The 19,724-nt window shown below is 55.7% G+C and carries 14 protein-coding genes; 8 read left to right on the plus strand and 6 right to left on the minus strand.

Annotated elements, in window-relative coordinates:
- Positions 1 to 6: 6 nt before the first annotated feature.
- On the plus strand, positions 7 to 8,280 hold the full coding sequence (locus VHE34_RS11230) for a GH92 family glycosyl hydrolase (RefSeq protein WP_325587813.1): 8,274 nt from the start codon (positions 7 to 9) through the stop codon (positions 8,278 to 8,280).
- 53 nt (positions 8,281 to 8,333) lie between these two features.
- On the opposite strand, the gene VHE34_RS11235 is transcribed toward VHE34_RS11230, so the two are convergent.
- Entirely contained in the window at positions 8,334 to 9,461 is a 1,128-nt protein-coding gene (locus VHE34_RS11235; RefSeq protein ID WP_325587815.1) for an FAD-dependent oxidoreductase, read from the minus strand.
- 71 nt (positions 9,462 to 9,532) lie between these two features.
- On the opposite strand from VHE34_RS11235, the gene VHE34_RS11240 reads away from it, so the two are divergent.
- Entirely contained in the window at positions 9,533 to 10,414 is an 882-nt protein-coding gene (locus VHE34_RS11240) for a helix-turn-helix transcriptional regulator (RefSeq protein WP_325587817.1), read from the plus strand.
- Positions 10,415 to 10,546: 132 nt separating this feature from the next.
- Positions 10,547 to 11,203 carry a siderophore-interacting protein gene (locus tag VHE34_RS11245; RefSeq protein ID WP_325587819.1) on the plus strand — a complete coding sequence of 219 codons (657 nt, stop codon included), beginning with the start codon at positions 10,547 to 10,549 and terminating at the stop codon, positions 11,201 to 11,203.
- Between the two features lie 11 nt (positions 11,204 to 11,214).
- Here VHE34_RS11245 and VHE34_RS11250 read toward each other — a convergent pair whose 3' ends face one another.
- A complete protein-coding gene (locus tag VHE34_RS11250; protein WP_325587821.1) occupies positions 11,215 to 12,057 on the minus strand; it encodes an alpha/beta hydrolase in 843 nt (280 codons plus the stop codon).
- A gap of 567 nt (positions 12,058 to 12,624) precedes the next feature.
- Here VHE34_RS11250 and VHE34_RS11255 point away from each other — a divergent pair.
- From VHE34_RS11255 to VHE34_RS11265, 3 genes are all read left to right on the plus strand, one after another.
- On the plus strand, positions 12,625 to 13,350 hold the full coding sequence (locus tag VHE34_RS11255; protein ID WP_325587823.1) for a hypothetical protein: 726 nt from the start codon (positions 12,625 to 12,627) through the stop codon (positions 13,348 to 13,350).
- A gap of 172 nt (positions 13,351 to 13,522) precedes the next feature.
- A complete protein-coding gene (locus tag VHE34_RS11260; protein WP_325587825.1) occupies positions 13,523 to 13,999 on the plus strand; it encodes a toxin glutamine deamidase domain-containing protein in 477 nt (158 codons plus the stop codon).
- 2 nt (positions 14,000 to 14,001) lie between these two features.
- Positions 14,002 to 14,286 (plus strand): YrhB domain-containing protein, encoded by a 285-nt coding sequence (locus VHE34_RS11265; RefSeq protein ID WP_325587827.1) that lies wholly within the window; start codon positions 14,002 to 14,004, stop codon positions 14,284 to 14,286.
- 413 nt (positions 14,287 to 14,699) lie between these two features.
- Here VHE34_RS11265 and VHE34_RS11270 read toward each other — a convergent pair whose 3' ends face one another.
- The 3 genes from VHE34_RS11270 to modA are packed head-to-tail and all read right to left on the minus strand — an operon-like array spanning position 14,700 to position 17,109.
- Entirely contained in the window at positions 14,700 to 15,647 is a 948-nt protein-coding gene (locus VHE34_RS11270; RefSeq protein ID WP_325587829.1) for an ATP-binding cassette domain-containing protein, read from the minus strand.
- Positions 15,647 to 16,339 (minus strand): molybdate ABC transporter permease subunit, encoded by a 693-nt coding sequence (gene modB / locus VHE34_RS11275; protein WP_325587831.1) that lies wholly within the window; start codon positions 16,337 to 16,339, stop codon positions 15,647 to 15,649. The genes VHE34_RS11270 and modB overlap by 1 nt, the downstream gene beginning before the upstream one ends.
- A complete protein-coding gene (gene modA, locus VHE34_RS11280) occupies positions 16,336 to 17,109 on the minus strand; it encodes a molybdate ABC transporter substrate-binding protein (protein ID WP_325587833.1) in 774 nt (257 codons plus the stop codon). Before modA ends, modB begins: the two co-directional genes overlap by 4 nt.
- Positions 17,110 to 17,151: 42 nt before the next feature.
- Here modA and namA point away from each other — a divergent pair, with 42 nt between their 5' ends.
- Complete coding sequence (gene namA, locus VHE34_RS11285) at positions 17,152 to 18,222, plus strand: NADPH dehydrogenase NamA (protein WP_325587835.1); 1,071 nt, start codon at positions 17,152 to 17,154, stop codon at positions 18,220 to 18,222.
- 73 nt (positions 18,223 to 18,295) lie between these two features.
- On the opposite strand, the gene VHE34_RS11290 is transcribed toward namA, so the two are convergent.
- Positions 18,296 to 18,853 (minus strand): DinB family protein, encoded by a 558-nt coding sequence (locus VHE34_RS11290; protein ID WP_325587837.1) that lies wholly within the window; start codon positions 18,851 to 18,853, stop codon positions 18,296 to 18,298.
- Positions 18,854 to 18,924: 71 nt separating this feature from the next.
- Here VHE34_RS11290 and VHE34_RS11295 point away from each other — a divergent pair, with 71 nt between their 5' ends.
- Positions 18,925 to 19,605, plus strand: a complete 681-nt coding sequence (locus tag VHE34_RS11295; RefSeq protein ID WP_325587839.1) for a metal-dependent hydrolase — start codon at positions 18,925 to 18,927, stop codon at positions 19,603 to 19,605.
- Positions 19,606 to 19,724 lie beyond the last annotated feature (119 nt).

Here is a 19,724-nt window from a genome sequence, read left to right on the forward strand (position 1 = left end):
TTATTGATGAGAAAAATGGTTTTTACGGCGGCGCTGGCACTGGTGTGCCAGGCCGCTTTTTCGCAATTGGATGCTTCTGCGACTTCGGGGCTTGACCGGGGGGCGCTGGATGCTTTCCTGCACCGGGTGGTGAGGGATAGGGCTGGGGCCTTTGTTGTGGAATATCTTGCGCCGGTGGGGGGCAAGGATGTGTTCGAGGTTTACGGCCGTGCTGACAGGAAGATCGTGTTGAGGGGGAGTAACGGCGTGAGTGTGGCGTCGGCCTTGAATTATTATTTGCGGCATTATTGTCATGTGCTGGTCAGCTGGAATACTTCGTCGTCGCCTTTGTCTTTGCCGGCGAAGTTGCCGGTGGTGACCGGGCGGGTGCGGCGGCAGACTCCTTATTCCTATCGTTACTATCTCAATTATTGCACTTTCAATTATTCGATGGCCTGGTGGGATTGGGCGCGCTGGCAGCGGGAGATCGACTGGATGGCGATGAATGGGATCAATATGCCGTTGGCGTTGACGGGGGAGGAGGCGATCTGGCAGGAGGTGTATCGGGAAATGGGTTTTACGGATGGTGAGTTGGATGCATTCTTTACCGGGCCGGCGTATTTTTCCTGGTTGTGGATGGGGAACATCGATGCCTGGGGCGGGCCTTTGCCGGGACATTGGAAGGAGAGCCACCGGCTGCTTCAGAAGAAGATATTGGCGGCGGAACGGGCGTTTGGGATGAAGCCGGTGTTGCCGGCGTTTACGGGGCATGTGCCGCCGGCTTTTGTCCGGCGGTTTCCGGGGGCGAAGGTGAAGCGGACGAATTGGGATGCGGGGTTTCCGGATGTGTATATCCTTGATCCGGCGGATCCGCTTTTTGTGGAGATCGGGCGGAGGTTTCTTGCTGTGCAGACGCGCGAGTTTGGGACGGATCATTTTTATTCTGCGGATACTTTTAATGAGAATGTGCCGCCTACTTCGGATTCGGCTTACTTAGATGCGATGAGCAAGAAGGTGTATGCGTCGATGGCGGCGGCCGATCCGGCGGCGGTGTGGGTGATGCAGGGGTGGATGTTCCATTATAATGCGGCTTATTGGAAGCCGGTGCAGATACAGGCTTTGTTGAAGGCGGTGCCGGATGACCGGATGATCTTGCTGGATCTTTATAGTGAGAGTCATCCCGTTTGGAATCGGACTGACGCTTACTATGGGAAACCGTGGATTTGGAATATGCTGCACAATTTCGGGGGGAATAACGCGCTTTGGGGGCGGATGAGTCATGCGGCGGAAGATCCTTCGGCGGCGTTGCACGATCCGGCTTCGGGGAGGATGGTGGGGATTGGGCTGACGCCGGAGGGGATCGAGCAGAATCCGGCGTTGTATCATTTGATGTTGGAGAATGTGTGGGGGGATGGGGTTATCGATGTTCCTTCCTGGTTGAGGGAGTATGCGGCCGAACGATATGGAGATTGCGGAGGGGAGGGCCTGGCGGCGAATGGCCGGGTTTGGGCTGACGTCGATTCTGCGTGGGCGTTGTTGGAACGGAGCGTTTATCGCGGTGGTCTGGGTGAGGGTGGGCCGGAGTCGATCTTCCAGGCGAGGCCGACCTTTGAGAAAAAGATCGACCGGGTATTGACGGGATTGGATTATGATCCGGCGGTGCTTGTTCGGGCGGTTGGGTTGTTTGGGCGGGCTGCGCCGGTGCTTGGGAAGAGCGAGGGGTATCGGTATGATCTTGTGGATATGACGCGGCAGATGCTGGCCAATTATGCCAATCCTTTGCAGCAGGAGTGGGTGGAGGCCTGGAAGCGGGGGGACACGGCCGGTTACCGGCGACACAGCCGGGAGTTTTTGTCGTTGATGGATGATATGGACCGGTTGCTGGCGACGCGGCCCGAATTTTTGCTGGGACGGTGGATACGGGCTGCGCGGGATTGTGGGGTTACTGTTGCTGAGAGGGGTCTGTATGAGAAGAATGCGCGGGATCTTATTACGCTTTGGGGGGATAAGGAGAGTGGATTAAGGGAATATTCGAACCGGCAGTGGTCGGGGTTGATCCGGGGTTTTTATAAGCACAGGTGGGAGATGTTGTTTGCGCAGCTGGATAAGGGAAAGATCGATTGGGCTGTTTTTGAGAAGGAAGTGAAGGACTGGGAGTGGAGTTGGGTGAATGGACATGAGAGCTATTCGTCTGAGGCGAAGGGGGATGCGGTGGCGGTGGCGCTGGAGTTGTATCGAAAGTATAAGGTGCTGGCGGGTGGTGGAGCGGCTTCCGTTGGCGATGGGGCGGCTTCTTCGGCGGGAGGCTCGAATGATCATATCTTTCCTGCGGCGGCGGTGGCGAAGCCGTATATCGATTTTGACGGGAAAGGATTTTTGGTGAAGGGGAAGCGAACTTTTCTCGTGTCGGCGGGGATGGAGTATGCGCGGGTGCCGCATGAGCTTTGGCGGGACCGGCTTCAGTGGTTGCAGCGGGCGGGTTTTAATTGTATCGAGACTTATACGTTCTGGAATTTTCATGAGCCGGAGGAAGGGAAGTTCGATTTTAGCGGGGATCATGACCTGGAGGCTTTTTTGCGGTTGGTGGGTGAGATGGGGATGTATGCGATCGTCCGGGTGGGACCTTACTATTGCGCCGAATGGGACAACGGCGGATATCCATTATGGTTACGATTCAAACCCGGCGTGAGAGTTCGCGAGGATAACCCGGAGTTCCTTGGGTGTGTGGACCGGTTCTTCGACCGGTTATTGCCGATCGTTTGCAGGCAGCAGGTGCGGTTTGGGGGGCCGGTGATCCTTGTGCAGTTGGAGAATGAGCATAACCTGGGATGGGGGACGGCGATGCCGGATGGGTATTTCCGGCATTTGCGCGAGAAGGCGTTGTCGAAGGGACTCGAGGTCCCTTATTTTTTTAGTGGGCTGCATCATTCGAGTGATCCGGCGGGGGATGGGCGGGTTGCGGCGGGCCTTGGTGATGCGCGGCTGGCTAGCGATGCGGCGAGCCTGGATGATCCGGGGCGGCCGAATCCGTGGTTCTCGACGGAATTTTGGAGTGTGTGGTACAATGGTTATGGGTCGGGGGCGCGGGATTCGGCGGTGTATGCGCGGCGGACCTGGAAGATCATCGCGCATGGTGGTGGCGGATACAACTATTACATGGCGCATGGGGGGAGTAATTTTGGTTTTACGAATAATGATGAGGATGCGGCGTCCTATGACTATGGGGCGGCGGTGGGACAGGCGGGGGATTTGCGACCGGTGTACTTTGCATTCAAGCGGGCGGCCTGGTTTGCGCGGAGCTTTGAGGCGGTGCTAGCGGATGCGGTGGATGGGACGGCGCGTTGGAAGAGGTTTGTGCGGGATACGGCGGTGCGGGTGACGGCGAGGCATGCTTTGTTGGGGGATCTTGTGTTTCTCGATAATCCAGGATCGACGACTGTGAGGACGGAGGTTCGCGGGGCGCCTGTCGTGCTGGCTCCGGGGGAGATCTTCCCGGTGGTGCATCATTTTATTTTGGGGCCTTCGATGATATTGGAGTGGGCGCCGGTGCGGGTTATGGGGATCGTGGGAGCGGAGTTGACGGGTGGGGGGGTGATCAAGACGATGGTTGTCGAGGGAGAGGAGGGGAGTGAGGCGCGTTTGGAATTTATTATTGCTGGGAAGCCGAGGGAGTTGCGGGCGAGATTTGCGGCTGCGCCGCAGGAGTTTTTCTTACGGGCTGGTGGGGAGGTGTTGCGGGTGTTGGCGGTGGATCGGCGGATGGCGGATAGGACCTGGATCGTTGATAAAGGGAACATCGTTTGTGGCGAGGGATATATTGGCGAGGTGCGGATGAGGGAGGGGGTTGTTTCGGTGGTGGCGGAGGTGCGGGGAATGGCTGCAGATTCGATTTGGGTGTTTGGGCCAGGGGGTAAGGGAAGGGTATTGCGGGCTGAGACGAGAAGAGGTTTGCCGGTAGCTGCGGATAGTGTGGCGGCGTTGAGTGTCTGGCGGGTGCATTCTGCGGCCGGCGAGGCACGGCCGGATTTTCATGACCGTGATCGCTGCTGGCTGGCGAGTGAGCGGCCGTTGCAAATGGGCGCCGATGGGGACCGTACGGCGGATGCCTGGTATCGGGCGAGGGTGCGGATCGATACCGGGGGCGAGTATACTTTGCAGGCGAGGGGTGGGGACCGGGTGAGTGTGTTTGTTGACGGGAAGTTTGCGGCGGCGGGCAGCTTACACGAGGGGAATTTTCCGTTGTCGTTGGACGCGGGTGATCATTTGCTGGCGTTGTTTGCGGCGCATGACGGAAGAGACAAGCTGGCGGGTTTTATGGGGTCGATGGATGCGGCCGATCCGAAGGGGCTTTATGGTGACGTGAGGTTGGAACGCGGGGCGACTGTGCCGTATCGACTGGCGGGTTGGCGTTTTCTGCGGGCGATGGGGCCGTTGGAGGATACGGTGAAGGTTTTGCCGATGACAGGGGTGGGTTCTTTGGCGGGGACTGGAGAGGGTTGGCGCGACTATAGGATCGGCGATGATGCGTTTGGGGGCAAAGAGGGCTTTGGCTGGTTTCGGGTGGAGCTGCCTGAGCCGCCGATGGGCGCTGTCCATGGGGTGCTGGATTTTCGAAGTACGGATGAGAATGCGGTTGTGTTTTTGAATAGGCGGCGGCTGTTACGGCATGAGGGATGGAATTTGCCGTTTGCCGTTAATATCGGCGGGCTGGATACGATGGCGCGGCCGCTTGTTCTGACCGTCTTTATCGAAAATTATTCCAATGAGGGTGGGATCGACCGGCCGGTAGAGGTGCATTATTTCTCGGGTTCGCGGGAGATAACGGGGTGGAGTATGCGTGGTGGGGTTAGTGACCCGGACTCGATAGAAGATTGGAAGGGATTGGCGGGGATTGGGGGGAGCGGGCCGGCTTCAGGCGCGGCGAGTGGGGGAAGTGGAGTGCTTGGTGGTCCTGGGGCGGCCGGCGCACCCTGTTTCTATCGTTCGGAGTTCCGGGTGGGGCGTTATGCGGACCGTGGCGAGCATCCTATCTGGCGTGTGCATGTCGATGGGCTTGGGCATGGGTCGGTTTGGGTGAATGGACATCATCTTGGCCGATATCCCGAGAAGACTCCCGCTCCGGGGCTTTATATCCCCGAGTGCTGGTTGAGGGATGGGGCGAACGAGCTGGTCGTATTTGACGAGGATGGACGCCGGCCCGACAGTGTGTCGGTGAGGCAGGAGCGAGATGCGGGCCGGTCGCTGGTGGTGTATTCGGCCGGAAAACGGGCTGTCGACTACGTCGACCCGATGATCGGGACCGGAAGGAGTGATGTGGTGACCAAATGGGGAAATGAGGGTGGCGCCTATCCGGGGGCGGTGGCGCCCTGGGGGTTTGTGCAGATGACGCCTGAGACGAAGACCGGGGGCGGTTATGATTACGGCGATGGAGCGATCGGCTGGTTCAGTTGTTTTGGCCATCTGAGCGGTTATCCCGGAGGTTCGGCCGGGAGGGGAAGGATCATGCCGGTGGCAGGTTCCGGCGTGCCTGCGTCATTGGTGGGTTCCGGTGTGCCTGCGTCATTGGTGGGTTCCGGTGTGCCTGCGCCGAGGGAATTTCTTCACGCCGACGAGATTGCGAGGCCGGGGTATTACGGGGTCCTTTTCCGGGATAACGGGACCCTGGTGGAGGTCACTGCGTCGGAGAGGGTCGGTTGGATGCGATGTACGTTTCCGCGTGGAGTGGTTCCCAGACTTTGGGTGGCGGGATTGGATGGGATTGGCGCGTTGCATTTTAGCGACCGGGTGATTGGAGACGAGAGGGTGGGCGATGGAAGGATATTGACTTTTGCTTCGGACATGGATCGCGCGACAGTTGTGGAGATCGCGATCGGTATCAGCGGGGTGAGCGTTGCGAGTGCGGAACAAAATTACCGGGCAGGTGGGCTACGTTTTGATGAGGTGGAGCGGCAGACCCGTGAGAAATGGCTGCAGGCCTTGTCAGTGATCGATGTCCCCCAGGAGGGCCGGGGAGAGGATAAAACCATTTTTTATACCGCGCTTTATCACTCGCTGCTGTTGCCCTGGATCATTTCGGATGCGGATGGGCGATACCGGGGCAGCGATGGACTTGTTCATCGGACTGCGGGAATGGCGGAGTATGGTGGGTTTTCGCCCTGGGACAGCTTCCGGAGTCAGCAGCCGTTGCTGACCCTGCTGTTTCCACAGCGGGAACGGGATATTCTCGCATCCATGATGGATGTTTACCGGCAGACGGGAGCGCTTCCCGCTGAGCCGATGACCGGGAACCATAGTATTCCGATGGTTGCCGATGCGTGGTTAAAGGGGGTACGGGCGACGGGTGCTGCAGAGACTTATGCTGCGCTTTGTAAGGGAGTTCTTGATGCTCCTTACCGGCCTGAGGACCGGGCAGCTTATGGCCGGCTCGGGTATTTGCCGCTCAGCTATCCGGAGTCGGTGACGCGTACGGTGGAGTATGCTTATGATGACTGGGCTTTGGCTGTATTTGCCAAGCGGGTGATGCATCGCGACGTGGAAGCCGACCGTTTGTTCCAGCGGAGCCATAGTTTTAGGAATCTGTTGGATCCAGGGTCGCTCTTTCTTCTGCCAAGGGAGGGGGACAAATTTTTAGCCCGACCGGGGACCAGCGGATATAAAGAAGGAGATGCGTGGGTGTATACCTATTTCGCTCCACAATGGCCGGAGGAACTGATCCGGCTGCTGGGTGGGGACCGGGAATTTGTGCGGCGATTGGACGGGGCGCTGACGAAGGGGGATATCGTATTTGACAATGAGACGGTCTTTCACGTTCCTTATCTTTTTGCCCTTGCGGGGGCGCCCGGCAAGACGCGGGAATGGATACGGGCGTTCAGAGATGGGCGATTTTCGGCAGGGCCGGGAGGCCTTCCGGGCAATGATGACCTGGGCGCTTTCTCCAGTTGGTATGTTTTTTCGGCGATGGGTTTTTTCCCGATGTGTCCGGGAAGGCCGGAGTATGTTATCGGAACGCCGTTGTTTGAGCGGATGCGGGTGAAGCTGGATGGGGGAAGAACGCTGGTGATAAGGGGAGAGGAGGTAGAAGGGGTGAGGATGAATGGAAGGATGGTGAAGGGATCTGTGCTGATGGATTCGCTGGTCCGTGCCGGTGGTGAACTGGTGTTGGGGGTGCCGGGTGGGACCGGCAAGCCGGACCGGTTTGTTTTTTCGGATGCCGGCGTGTCAAAGGCCAGAGTTGAACCTCATGAATTGTTTCGGATACACTTTACTGTTAAGAATCCGGGTGAATTGGGGACGGCGGTGGTGGTGCTGGATGTGGATGGTAAGGAATATGCGCGAAAGAATTGCCTCGTGCCGGCCGGAGGCGTCGTGGTGGATTCGATGGACTGCCGGCTTTACCCGTTGGGGAAACATCTATTAACGATCGGTGGGGTTTCCATGGAGGTGGAGGTCGCCGGTGCCGGGGTGGGGCAGGCTGAGATCTCCGAGCTTGAGTTGAAACATCTTCTGTGGAGGGGTCAATTACAGACCCTGAGTTATTCTGTCCGGAATATCGGGGGGGTGGCGCGGGAGTATCCTGTCGCGGTGATCGATGGGCGGTTGATCCGGACGGACACTCTGCTGTTGCAACCGGGTGAGAAAAAGCGGGTGACCGTGGATTGGGTCCCATCGGGGGCGGGGGTGAGAACGGTGGAGGTGGGAACGGACCGGTCTGTTTTCAAGGTGTTTGATGAAGCCATTGGGTCCTTGTTGCTTTCGCTTTCGTTGAGCGACAGCCTGCTGGTGGACCGATCGGGTCTCGGCAATTCGGTTTCGAGGGTTGGCGTTTCGGGTGATTCGTTTGTGGAGGTAGCGAATTCGCCTTCGCTCGACGAGATGGGCGAGACGCTTACGATGGCGGCCTGGGTTTATCCATCGGAAAAGGGGGAAGGGCTTGTCGATATTTTTACAAAGGGGGATCATCATGTGTTGCAGGTGAAGAATAATCAACAGCTTTCGTTCTTTGCGGGCGGTTGGGGCCGGGGTGACTGTACGGTGGATCTGCCGGCGGACTGGTTCGGGCATTGGCATCATATCGCCGGGGTCTGTACGGGGGATGGATTGAAGCTGTATATCGACGGGAAATTGAAGGGATCGACCAAGTTGGACGAGCGGGTAAATCTGTCGGGGACGAACCGATGGGTGTTGGGAAGGAACGAGGAGTTTCCGGGTCAGCGGAGATTTAAAGGTTTGCTGGATAAAGTGCAGGTGTGGGCCGAGCCGCTGAGCGGGGCTGCTATCAGTGCGCTGGCTGCGGCGCGTTAGCCGGGTGGGTTTGCTGCGGTGCGTTAGCTGGGATGTCTTTGTTGCGGCGCGCGCTAGCTGGTCATCATGATGGCAACCTTTTCCCCGATGACGGGCGCGAGGGCCACGCCCATGCCGCTCATGCGGACGGCGCAGAATACGTGGTCATTGACCGCTTTGAGGATGGGCATCTTTTCTCCGCCCATGCCCATGATTCCGCTCCAACGATGTTCGATGGTATAATGCCGGCCGGGCAGAATCGTCTCGCTGAGAAAGCGTTCGAGCTCGTGCTGGATCTTGTCGGTGATCTCCATTTCCGTTGTAGTTTCTTCTTCTATCGCTTTGTTGCGGGCGCCGCCGAGCAGGACGCGGCTGCCGAGGTCCCTGAAATAATAGAATCCTTCATCGAAGTGGAAGGTGCCTTTGAAGGGCAGTCCGTCGATAGGGGAGGTAACGAGCACCTGGCCGCGGGCTGGGGTGATATCGATCTGCGGAAGAAGCCGGCGGGCGAAGGCGTTGGTTGCAACGAGCAGCTGGGAGCAGAGGAACGGGAAGTCGTGTTGGGTGTGGAGTAGGATCTGGCCATGTACTTTTTCATAGCCGGTGATCCCGATGTTATTCAGTACCGTGACGCCCATCGATTGCACAAGGCGGAGGAGGGCCTGGCAGAGCTTCCCCGAATGGAGCTGCCCTTCGGCGCTGCTTTCGACGAGGTGCCGGATGCCGGCGAAGCCGAACTTTTCGATGATGCCGTTTTGCAGCCTGAACGTCTTCTGCTGGCCGGTCACGCCCTTGAGCAACCGGTTGAAGGTATCGATGTGGGAGCGAAGCTCGTTGGGGTCTGCCTTGGCGAGCAGTTCGTAGCCGCCATTGCGTTCGTAATCGATGACCTTTGCGTCGAATGTCTTGCGGATCCTTTTTATTCCTTTGAACCGCCATTCGACGAGTTGCAGGAGTTGGTCTTCGCCCATCTCTTCGCGGTTGGCTATCAGTTCGGTGAGGCTGCCGAAGCAGGCGAAGCCCGCGTTGCGGGTGCTGGCGCCGGTGGGGATCAGTCCGCGGTCGAGGATCGTAATGGTGAGCTTTGGCGCCAATTTTTTGAGATAGTATGCGCTCCATAGACCAACGAGACCGCTACCGGCGATGATGATATCGGCGGGTGCAAAAAAACTCTCCTTTTCCCAGACGGATAGTTGCGTCATTTGCCAAATATCGGAATCCCGGCGGGTTTGGGCGGAATAATTTATTTTTGGGGTTGATCAATTTTTGACGGATGGCGGTAAAGCAAAACACTATTCCCATGCACCGGCTGCAGGAGTCGACGGACCAGGGTTTTCAGCTGGAGAGGGTGTATTGGGAGGGAGATATGGACAAGACGATGGCGTTGGGGTCACACCGCGACGATCATTATCTGTTTTTCGTACAACTGTCGGGGATGAGCAAAGGGATGGTTGATTTCGAGACTTTTGTTCTTCGGGATAACGTGGCCTTCTACATCCTGCCGGGCCAGGTGCATAGCTATGAGGCGGCCGATATCGGCACTACAGGTTGGTTTGTAGCCTTGGATCCCGGGTTGGTCCCGGATGGGTACCGGGCCGTGCTGGAGAATCCGCTGTTGTCGATCCGGCCATTGGAGTTGGGCGAGGAGCGGCTTGCACTGCTTTTGCAGTGCCTCGAGCTGATGCATGGGTTGCAGGCGCAGGCGGCTTCGAGCTATTCACGGCAGGCCGTTTATCATCTGCTGGCGTCTTTGTCGGCGTTGTTTGCCGATATGTATTCGAGCCAGCAGTGCACCCTGACCGACAAGGTCACGCGAACGCAAAGCATCATGCTGGAATTCAAGAAACTGTTGCAGGTGGAGTACAAGCGGTTGAAGAGTCCGGGCGAGTATGCGGCTGCGTTGCATCTCTCGCCATCGTATCTGAACGAGGCCGTGAAGGAGACGACGGGGTTCAATGTCAGCTATTGGATCCAGCAGCAGATCGTGCTGGAGGCCAAGCGGCTGCTGTATTACAGCCAGAGTAATGTGAAGGAGGTGGCGCATCAGCTGGGGTATGAGGATCATACTTATTTTTCCCGATTTTTTAAGAAGGCGGTCGGCCGGACGCCACTTGAGTTCCGAACGGAGTTCGGACCGGCGAAGCCCAGACATTAGCGGTTTCGCGGCTCGCGGGTACATTTACTCAGTCCCGCGGCCGCGAATCTCCGCGGCCTTTACCGGGAATAGTCCAATCATTTCCGGTGATTTGCCATTGTCAGGCGGGGCGTATTGGCGTTTTTTTGTACCATGAAAAAGAAAATGGCAACAGTGCTGGCCGTCAGGACATGGGAGCCGGGGTCGATCCGGGAGATCGATCTGCACCTGCCGGATTGCGATATGAGCGGATGGACGAGCGCACAACATATCCAATGCAAGGTAGGTAGCCTTACCTACCGGGATTATACGCCGCTTGGCTGGGATGCGGAGACTTCTACGTGTACCTTACTTATTCATACCGGGCATGAAGGGATTGGCAGCCGTTGGGCGCGTCGGCTTGTCGTTGGGGATGCGGTGGCTTATCGGGGGGTCCGGTCGTCGCATCATCAGCCCGCGGGGCGGTCGCTTGTTTTTTTGGGCGATGAGACGGCGATCGGGCATTTTCTGGCGTTGCGGCAGCTGGCGGGATCGGATGCGCGGATCAGCGGTGCGGTGTTGCTTTCCGAGCCGCATCACCGGGAGGAATTCCAGGCGTATTACCCGGGTTGGGAGTTGGAGACGTTGCGCAAGGCGGCGGGGGATTACCAGGAGTTGGACCATTGGGTGGAGCAGTGGGAGCCGCGGGAGCATCCGGATGCGGTGTTCTACCTGGCGGGGTATATTCCTTCGGTTGTGCGGTTGCGGAAGTTGTTGCGGCGGAAGGGGGTTGAGAGGGGGAGGGTGATGGCGGAGGGTTTTTGGGATTAGGGTGAATGAGATCATTTGAATGTGTTAGTGGAGCTCATCCTTTCTATGTTGGAGATTATCCACTCGCGGATGGTTCGATTTGCACACTCGGCCATGAGAGTTGGCATTAAGGTGAAGCCGTGTGGACAGTCGGGGTATACGGCAAGAAAGGTCCGGTTGCCGGCATTCCGCCAACGGGCCTCCATGAAATAGGTGTCATCGAGAAGAAAATCCGCGGTTCCTACGGTAAACAATGCAGGGGGGAGGTTGCTGAGGTTGGCATACAAGGGTGAGAACTGCGGGTTTCGCAATTGCTCCGGGCTCCATCCCGGGAACACCAACTGCATGTCTTCGTCCAGATCTTTTCTTGTCAGTACCAGGGTGCTGTCACTTGCCTGCCTGAAAGACGGGGTACCTGAAAGGTCGAAACAGCCGTATTCAAGTGTGACGCCCTTTACGTTGCCGATGGCATGAAGGGAATCACGGATATACAGCGTCGTCAGGGCGGCAAGGTGGGCGCCTGCCGAATAGCCGGAGATAAAAATATTGGTTGTGCCGAATTCTGCCTGTGCGTTGGCTATTAACCATTTTGCTGCCAGCCTGCAATCTTCGACGCAGGCTGGAAAGGGAAACTCGGGCGCCAGTCGGTAGTTGACGCCGACCACGGCTACCTGGCAGGTGCGGGCCTTCAGATGATTCAAGGGATCGTCGAAGGCCGCGGTTCCCAGGCACCATCCTCCGCCGTAAATTTGCAAGATCACCGCCTTCACTGTGTCCGGTTTAAAGATCCTGAGCGTGATCTTATTCGTGCCTATGCTGACGGTCTTTTCAAAGGGTGTTACCGATGGTTTGAACCGGGTATCGGGCGAGAACATTTTTCTTTGGGTTTCAAGCCCGGATTTCGTTAAGAGGGAAGCGGCGGGATGGGAAGATGCCAACTGTCGATTGAATTCATGCAGTTGCGGGAGGTAGGCTGAATAATCAATTTTGGCGTTGGACTCCTGTGCAAAAAGGGCATTCGAGAGGGAAAGCCCAAGGATTAGCGGTCTAAACTTGAAAATAAAGGCCGACATGTCAATTTACTTGTGATACGAGTTTACGCAATCGCCGTCGAAAAAACAAGGCTTCTGTGGGATAGTCTTAAAAGTGAAGGAAAAGCGGGAAGCAACCGGGCGGGGCCGGAGGATTTTTGATTGCAGCTGGCGCGGGTAGATGCGAAAAAACGCAGTTGAAAGTTGCGGAGATGCGAAAAACGTACCCGTCTTTTCACCCATATCGTTTAGTTAAGGACAAAAAAGGGTATTTCCGTTCTCCATTGGACCAAGCCGAAGTTATTTTAGTTTAAGATTGGCAAACAATTGATAATCAGTGCGGTACTTTTCGGCCGACATTTTTTTGCTCTATGGTTGTTTCATCCTGACAGACCTACTAATTTTGAGGACATGACAGTTCAAAAAGTAAACCTGTATTCCCTATGCTTCTTTGTCCTTCTTCCGGTGTTTTTTCTCTGCAAGTTTATTGTTAAGCATGATTTCGATTGGGACCTCCTATCATTTTTGTTCTTTTTTATATTTATGGCCTGGGGTATTGGGATATTAGTTGGTTTGGGGTTAAGCGCTGCTGTAAAAAAACCATCTGCCGAACCATTTTTGTTTTTGGCCGGCCATTTTACAGTCATACTAACTATAGTTTTACTTGCTGGAATAAAAACATACATTTACCGAGTGCATCAGCGTGATCTGGAGAACGTCAACGACAACCACTCATTTGTCAATCTTAATAAATCAAGCTATGAACCTTATCGGCTGGATTATCATAGAACGGCCTTTCTTAAATTAGAATCTGGTCTTAATGATCCCAATGGCTTCCGTCTGGAAAAATATTCTTGTCGGTGGAAGGACACCGTGATAAACTCGGCGCCTGATACAATTTATTTTGTATACTTCACATATCTTAAAGATAGCAAGGCGCTTTTTGCTAAAGTGACAGTTTGGGGAGATAGTGCTCTAATCAATTCGATGGATTCAGAAACAAAACCTGACCTGGACAATGAATTTACAAAAGCCGGCCCTTGGGGACGCAACGGAGACCTGGAATCTGTACAAAGAAGCTTGAAAGATCTTCCCGATTCAACTCAAAAAAAGGTATTAGATATTTTGTCCCATTAGGAGTTTCAGCATTGATGCTGTCTCGGTTAGGAAAAGGAAGGTGTTTTATCGATTTTGCCATGATATTTCGCGCTATACATCCTTATAATTCATATGGTATAATCGCGGTGGTTTTTTCTTTCGGGGGTTCTCCACGGATCCGAGCAATGGCGCTGCTTGGGCCGACGCGGTAATGTATTCGTTGCCATTGTTGAAAGGAAGAGAGGTCCCTGGTGTGAATGCTGAAGTTTCGTTGAGAGGAGGTAGTAGGGATGTAAATCCTCTGCGAGGTCAGGATAATTGTGCTGGCTGCACAATTGCTGGAGACGCGTCGTTAAAGGGGCATCCCGCATCGGCTATAAATCACGGAGTGACCTATGTAAGTGATTTTATGAAGGAATTTGGAGCAACACAAATGAGCATATATAAAAGCCCACAGGCTATAGCAAATTTCATGGGTAATTTGAATGAAGGCGCGACTGGTGTGATCTTTGGAGACAGAGGGCCCGGTGTGGATGGACACTTCTTTAATGTTGCCAAACAAAGTGGTGTAGTTCAGTTTATCGATTTTCAACAGCCAGTCGGATATAGGTTTATGAATCCCTCAACTATTATGCAAGAAGGAGGGTTTAAACAACTTTATTTCTTAAATACTACCAAGACAACGTAAACATGTTATCGAAAGAAAATGCCATTGACATTGCTTCGAATTATGTAAAGGAGAAATCTGTCAAATATGAGTTGGTACTTTTAACGGACAAAACTATAGAATTTGAATTGGGATGGGTGTTTTTTTATCAATCGCTTAAATACATTGAATCCGGAGACTATAGGGACAGGTTAACTGGAAATGCTCCAATTATTGTCAACAAATTTAACGGCAGTATAACTGTTACTGGAACCGCATATCCAGTGCAAAGGTATATTGATGACTATTTGAAAGCTCAAAAGGAATAGATTCACAATGAGGTGCATTGCGAATCACAGCGCTTCTTCGGGAGCCCTTTTTTCTTTGGATGTAAGAAGGCGGATGATTACCAGAAGGGATCCTGATTGGTATTAAAGATGCGGAGGATGATGACGGAGCCATCGTCTTCGATGGTAAAATGGATGGTGTGGGGAAGGTATCGATGGGCTTCACGCGGACATTCTCGAAGCGAATGGCCGAAGCGGTGGGCAAGCGGCTGATCTTGTTGAAATAAGCATCGAGGGTATCGGTGAACTCGAAACCTGGTCAGATAGCAGAATTCTTACAATCCTATTCGAAGCGGTAAATCGCAGTGAAGTGGAACAATTGGGGTTTATCGGACGCTTACGAATTGCCATGGATAGAAGTCCAATAAAAGCCTGCGCTTAAGCAGGTATGACTGTTACTCTGACACGATAGTGGGATTGGTGGCGTTGAAGGTGATGGTTGTGATCTGGCCGATGGCGAGGTGGGAGGCTTGTTCCGGCGCGATGGGGATATCGAGGGAGGACTCGGCGCAGCGGACCGTGAGGACATGGTGTTCGCCGGCGGGTTGGATGGCGAGGATGGTTGCGGGAAGGGAGATTGGCTGTGCTGAGCTTGACGGGACGGCCGGCGCGTTGGCGGCGAAGAGGGTGGCGGGTGGGCCTTGCTTTTCGATGCGGCCGTGTTTGAGGGTGATGGCGGTGTCGGCGAGGCGGAGGATCTCCGGGAGGTGGTGGCTGACGAGGATGGTGGTGAGATGATAGCGTTGCTGAATTTTTCCTATATATTCCTGTAATTTATTGCGCATCTCGTCGTCGAGGGCGGAGAGAGGCTCGTCGAGCAGCAGGAGGCTGGGCCTCCGGGCGATGGCGCGGGCGAGGGCTACGCGTTGCTGCTGGCCACCGGAGAGGAGGGCGGGGCGGTGATGCTGGAGGGCTTCGAGTTCCATGAGGGAGAGGAGCTCGTCGATGGAGGGTGGCGGCGCGGCGGCTGCGGGAGATGTGGTGGTTGCGCTGGTGGCTTTCGCGGGGCGCGGCAACGCGTATTCGAGCTGCCGGCGGACGGTGAGGTTGGGGAAGAGGGCGAAGTCCTGGAAGACGAATCCGATGGCGCGATGGCGGGTGGGCCGGCATTTGCCCCGTGCGGTGTCGAGCCAGGTTTGGTCGCCGAGGCGGATATGGCCGGAGTGCACTTCGGTGAGGCCGGCGAGAATGCGGAGGAGCGTGGTTTTGCCGGCGCCGGAGGGGCCATAGATGGCGAGGGTCTGGCCTTTTTCGAGGCTAAAGCGGATGTCGAGCCATTGCTTGCCCTGGGCGGTGTGGAGCAACTTTTTTGCGTGGAATTCGAGGAAGGGGGTTGGCTCCATCAGGGCAGGGTTTTGTACTTGTTGTAATAGTGATTGATCCCGTATACGAGCAGGAGGATGACGAAGGATAGAACTAACAGGACGATGGCGTAGCGGTTGGCGAGGGGATAATTGGTCGAAAGTACTTCGTCGTAGATCGCTACGCTGGCAACCTTGGTCTGGCCGGGGATGCTGCCGCCGATCATCATCACGACGCCGAACTCGCCGATAGTGTGGGCGAAGCTGAGGACCGCGCCGGTGATCAGCGAGGCGCGGATATTGGGAAGTAAGATGCGAAACAGGGTTACGAGCTCGGACTTGCCCAGGGTGTGGGAGGCCTCCTTCCAATCGGCCGGGAGAGCGCGGAAGCCTGCCAGCACGGGGTTGACCATGAACGGAAGACTGTAGATCAACGATGCGAGGACGAGACCGGGGAAGGTAAATACCAGGCGGAGATCGAGGTAATGATCCAGGAAGCGGCCGAAGTTGTTGCCCGGGCTGAAGGCCAGCAACAGATAAAATCCGAGGACGGAAGGGGGGAGGACCATGGGTAAGCTAATGACGGCTTCCACGGCGAATTTCCAACGCCGGCGGCTATACGCCAGCCACCAGGCGAGGGGGATCCCGATCACCAGCAGGATGAGCATGGTGACGGAGGCCAGTTTGAGGCTGAGCCAGAGGGGTTGCCAGTCTATTGTCAGGTGATCGTTCATGGTTGCGCGAATCCGAAGCTTTTTAAGATGGCGGCGACAGTGGGTGTGCCGATGAAATTGGCGAATTGAGCGGCGGCGGCATTGTCCTTTGCGTGGGTCAACAGGACAAAGGCTTGCTGCAGCGGTTGATGGGCGGCTTCGGGTATGGGCCAATATTTTCCGCCGGCCTGTTTCATGGTGGGGGACAGGGCCAGGGAAAGGGCGATGATACCGACATCTGCGGCGCCTGTTTGGGCGTATTGCGCCGTTTGGGAAATGTTCTCGCCGATGACGAGCTTGTCTTTCACCTTATCGTAGAGTTTATAGTAGTGCAGGGTTTCTTCGGCGCGTTTGCCGTAGGGGGCGTGGGCGGGATTGGCGATGGCGATTTTGCCGACGGCGGGGTTGATCAGAGTGTTGATCTGCTCGCGGGCGGGGTCGAGGGTTTTGCTCCAGAGGACGAGGTGGCCTGTGGTATATTGCTTCACGTCGGATAGCGTTTTGCCGGCTTCCTTTAACTTTTTGGGGTAATCGATGTCGGCGGAGAAGTAGAGGTCGAAGGGCGCGCCGTTGTTGATCTGTTCGAAGAAGCTGCCGGAGGAGCCGTAGACCGGTTTGATGAGGATCGACGGGTTGTTCGCGCTGAAGACGGCGACGATGGAGTCCATCGCGTATTTAAGGTCCGCGGCTGCGGCTACCACCACTTCTTTTTGGGCCGCGGCGCGGGGGCCGAAGGCCGCGGCGGAAAAGAAGAAGGCCAAAAACATAAGGTTTCGGCGGGTATTGCTCATGGCGGTGAAAATTGTCCATAAATTTAGGACCTTCGCCGGAATATGAGCCAACTATTCAGTCCACTTACTATCAGAGATATCATTCTTGGAAACCGTATTGTCGTGTCCCCGATGTGCCAATATTCGGCGCATGATGGAATGGCGGGGGACTGGCATCTTGTTCATCTTGGCAGCCGGGCCGTGGGCGGTGCGGGATTGGTGTTCACGGAGGCTACGGCGGTGTCGCCGGAGGGCCGGATCTCGCCGCAGGACCTGGGGATCTGGAAGGACGAGCATATCGACGGATTACGGCGGATCGTAAAGTTCGTGCGGGCGCAGGGGAGCGAGATCGGGATACAGCTGGCGCATGCCGGGAGGAAGGCGAGTGTGCGGGAACCATGGAATGGAAACAAACTGGTGCCCGAACAGGCGGGTGGATGGACCGCGGTGGCGCCGAGTGCCATGCCTTTCAGCGAGGGGTATGCGCAACCGGTGGAACTGACTGCCGGGGGCATTCAAAAGGTGATCGATGACTTCAAGGCGGCGGCGCGGCGGGCGATGCTGGCGGGCTTCAAGGTGCTGGAGATCCACGCGGCGCATGGGTACCTGCTGCACGAGTTCCTGTCGCCGCTGAGTAACCAACGGAAGGACGAATATGGGGGCTCATTCGAGAACCGCATCCGGCTGCTGACGGAAGTGGTCGATGCCGTACGGGCGGACTGGCCTCCGGGATATCCGCTGTTCGTCCGGATCTCGGCTACGGATTGGGCGGATGGTGGTTGGGACATCGATGAGGCGGTCCGGCTTGCGGGTGTGTTGAAGGCGCGAGGGGTGGACCTGATCGATTGTTCATCGGGCGGGCTTGTACCGCATCAAAAAATACCGGCGGGACCGGGATACCAGGTGCCTTTTTCCCAGCGGATCCGGGAGGTTTCGGGCATCCTTACGGGTGCGGTGGGTATCATTACCGACGCTGTACAGGCGGAAACCATTATTACAACGGGCCAGGCTGACCTGGTCCTCCTGGCCCGTCAAATGCTGAGGGACCCTTATTTTCCGTTGCATGCGGCCGACGAATTGCGTCATAAGGATATTCATTGGCCTTTGCAGTACGAAAGGGCGCGGCTGCGGTAGCAATGGCCGGTGGGGCGGCACCGGCAGCGATTGGGCGATATCGCACCCGCTGCGAGCGGCCGGAGCGGTTGCGCTAGAACAGCTTTTCCTGCGGCGGCCGGATGCCTTGCAAACGAATATAGATCGTCGCTTGTCCGCGATGATGTGTTTGGTGCTCGAAGGCCTTCAGGAGCATGGCATAACGGGTGACTGGTGGAAGATTCCCCATGTGTATTGTCTCGCCCAGCTTGTTTAAGTCGACCTTTTTGATACTTTGGATGGCGAAATCATAGCTTGCATTCACGTAATACTCTACGGAGTCTTTTGTTTGAGCCGTGGGACTGTTCTCGAGTCCTCTGCCGGGAAAGCCAACTGGCTTTTCGCCGGTGGCGGCACCGATCAGGCCGACGTTGGCCGAAGCGAGGTGCAACATTTGCTGCGCAAAACTCCGGATGCTGTCGACGGCTTTTGCTGAATACTTGTCCGCGGGCATGGCGTTGAGATATTCCTGTGTGTAGGCTTTTGCTCTTTCCCATTCATTGACGAAGGTGGTTTTGATCTCTTCGCCTGTGAGGGCCTGGGCGGAGGCGGTGGCGGCGGCGCCGGTGAACAAGAAAAGGAAGGCTAGCGTTTTGGCAATTTTCCAGTGCATGGTTTTGTTGGTTTTGCAGTGAACTTTTGTTTGGGTCGCTTGTTTTAACAGAACTTTAATAACAACAGGGAATGAAGTTAACATTTTACGGTCATGCAACTTATTCGGTCGAAGTAAATGGGAAGACTTTCTTATTCGATCCTTTTTTTACGGGCAATCCATCGGTAAAGAACGTTGATATTGATTCAATTAAGGCGGATTACCTCTTCATCACCCATGGACATGGGGATCATACTGGCGACCTGCTGAGGGTGGCGAAGAAGACGGGGGCGCAATGTGTGGCCTCGGCAGAGATTGCCGGTTGGCTAAGCAAGAATGGAGTGGAGCGGGTACATCCGCTGAATCACGGCGGGCCGAAGGGGTTTGATTTTGGGAAGGTGCGCGCGGTCAATGCGGTACACTCTTCTTCCTTTAGTGACGGGAGCTATGCCGGGAATCCCTTAGGGTTTGTCTTTACTACGCCCGGTGGAAATTTCTATGCGGCCGGGGATACGGCCCTGACGATGGATATGCAGCTGATCCCGCTGTGGGCCAAGCTGGAGTTTGCCGTTCTGCCGATTGGCGGGAATTATACGATGGACCCTGGGGATGCCATCCATGCGTCGGACTTTATAAAATGCAACCGGATCGTCGGGGTTCATTATAATACCTGGCCGATCATTGCGATCGATACGGATAAGGCAAAGGCAGATTTTAAGGCGGCGGGTAAGGAATTACTCTTGCCCAAACCCGGAGAAACCATCACGCTGTAAGAATCCTTAGCCGTTTTGCAGCGGAAAACCCCTGTCAATTGTCCCTATCTGGCAGGGGAATTGATATTTTTTAAACCCGAACGAACCGGAAGGATCAAAGAATCAGACGAAGCTCCTGA

The organism is Puia sp. (genome assembly GCF_035546395.1).
Taxonomy (GTDB): Bacteria; Bacteroidota; Bacteroidia; order Chitinophagales; family Chitinophagaceae; genus Puia.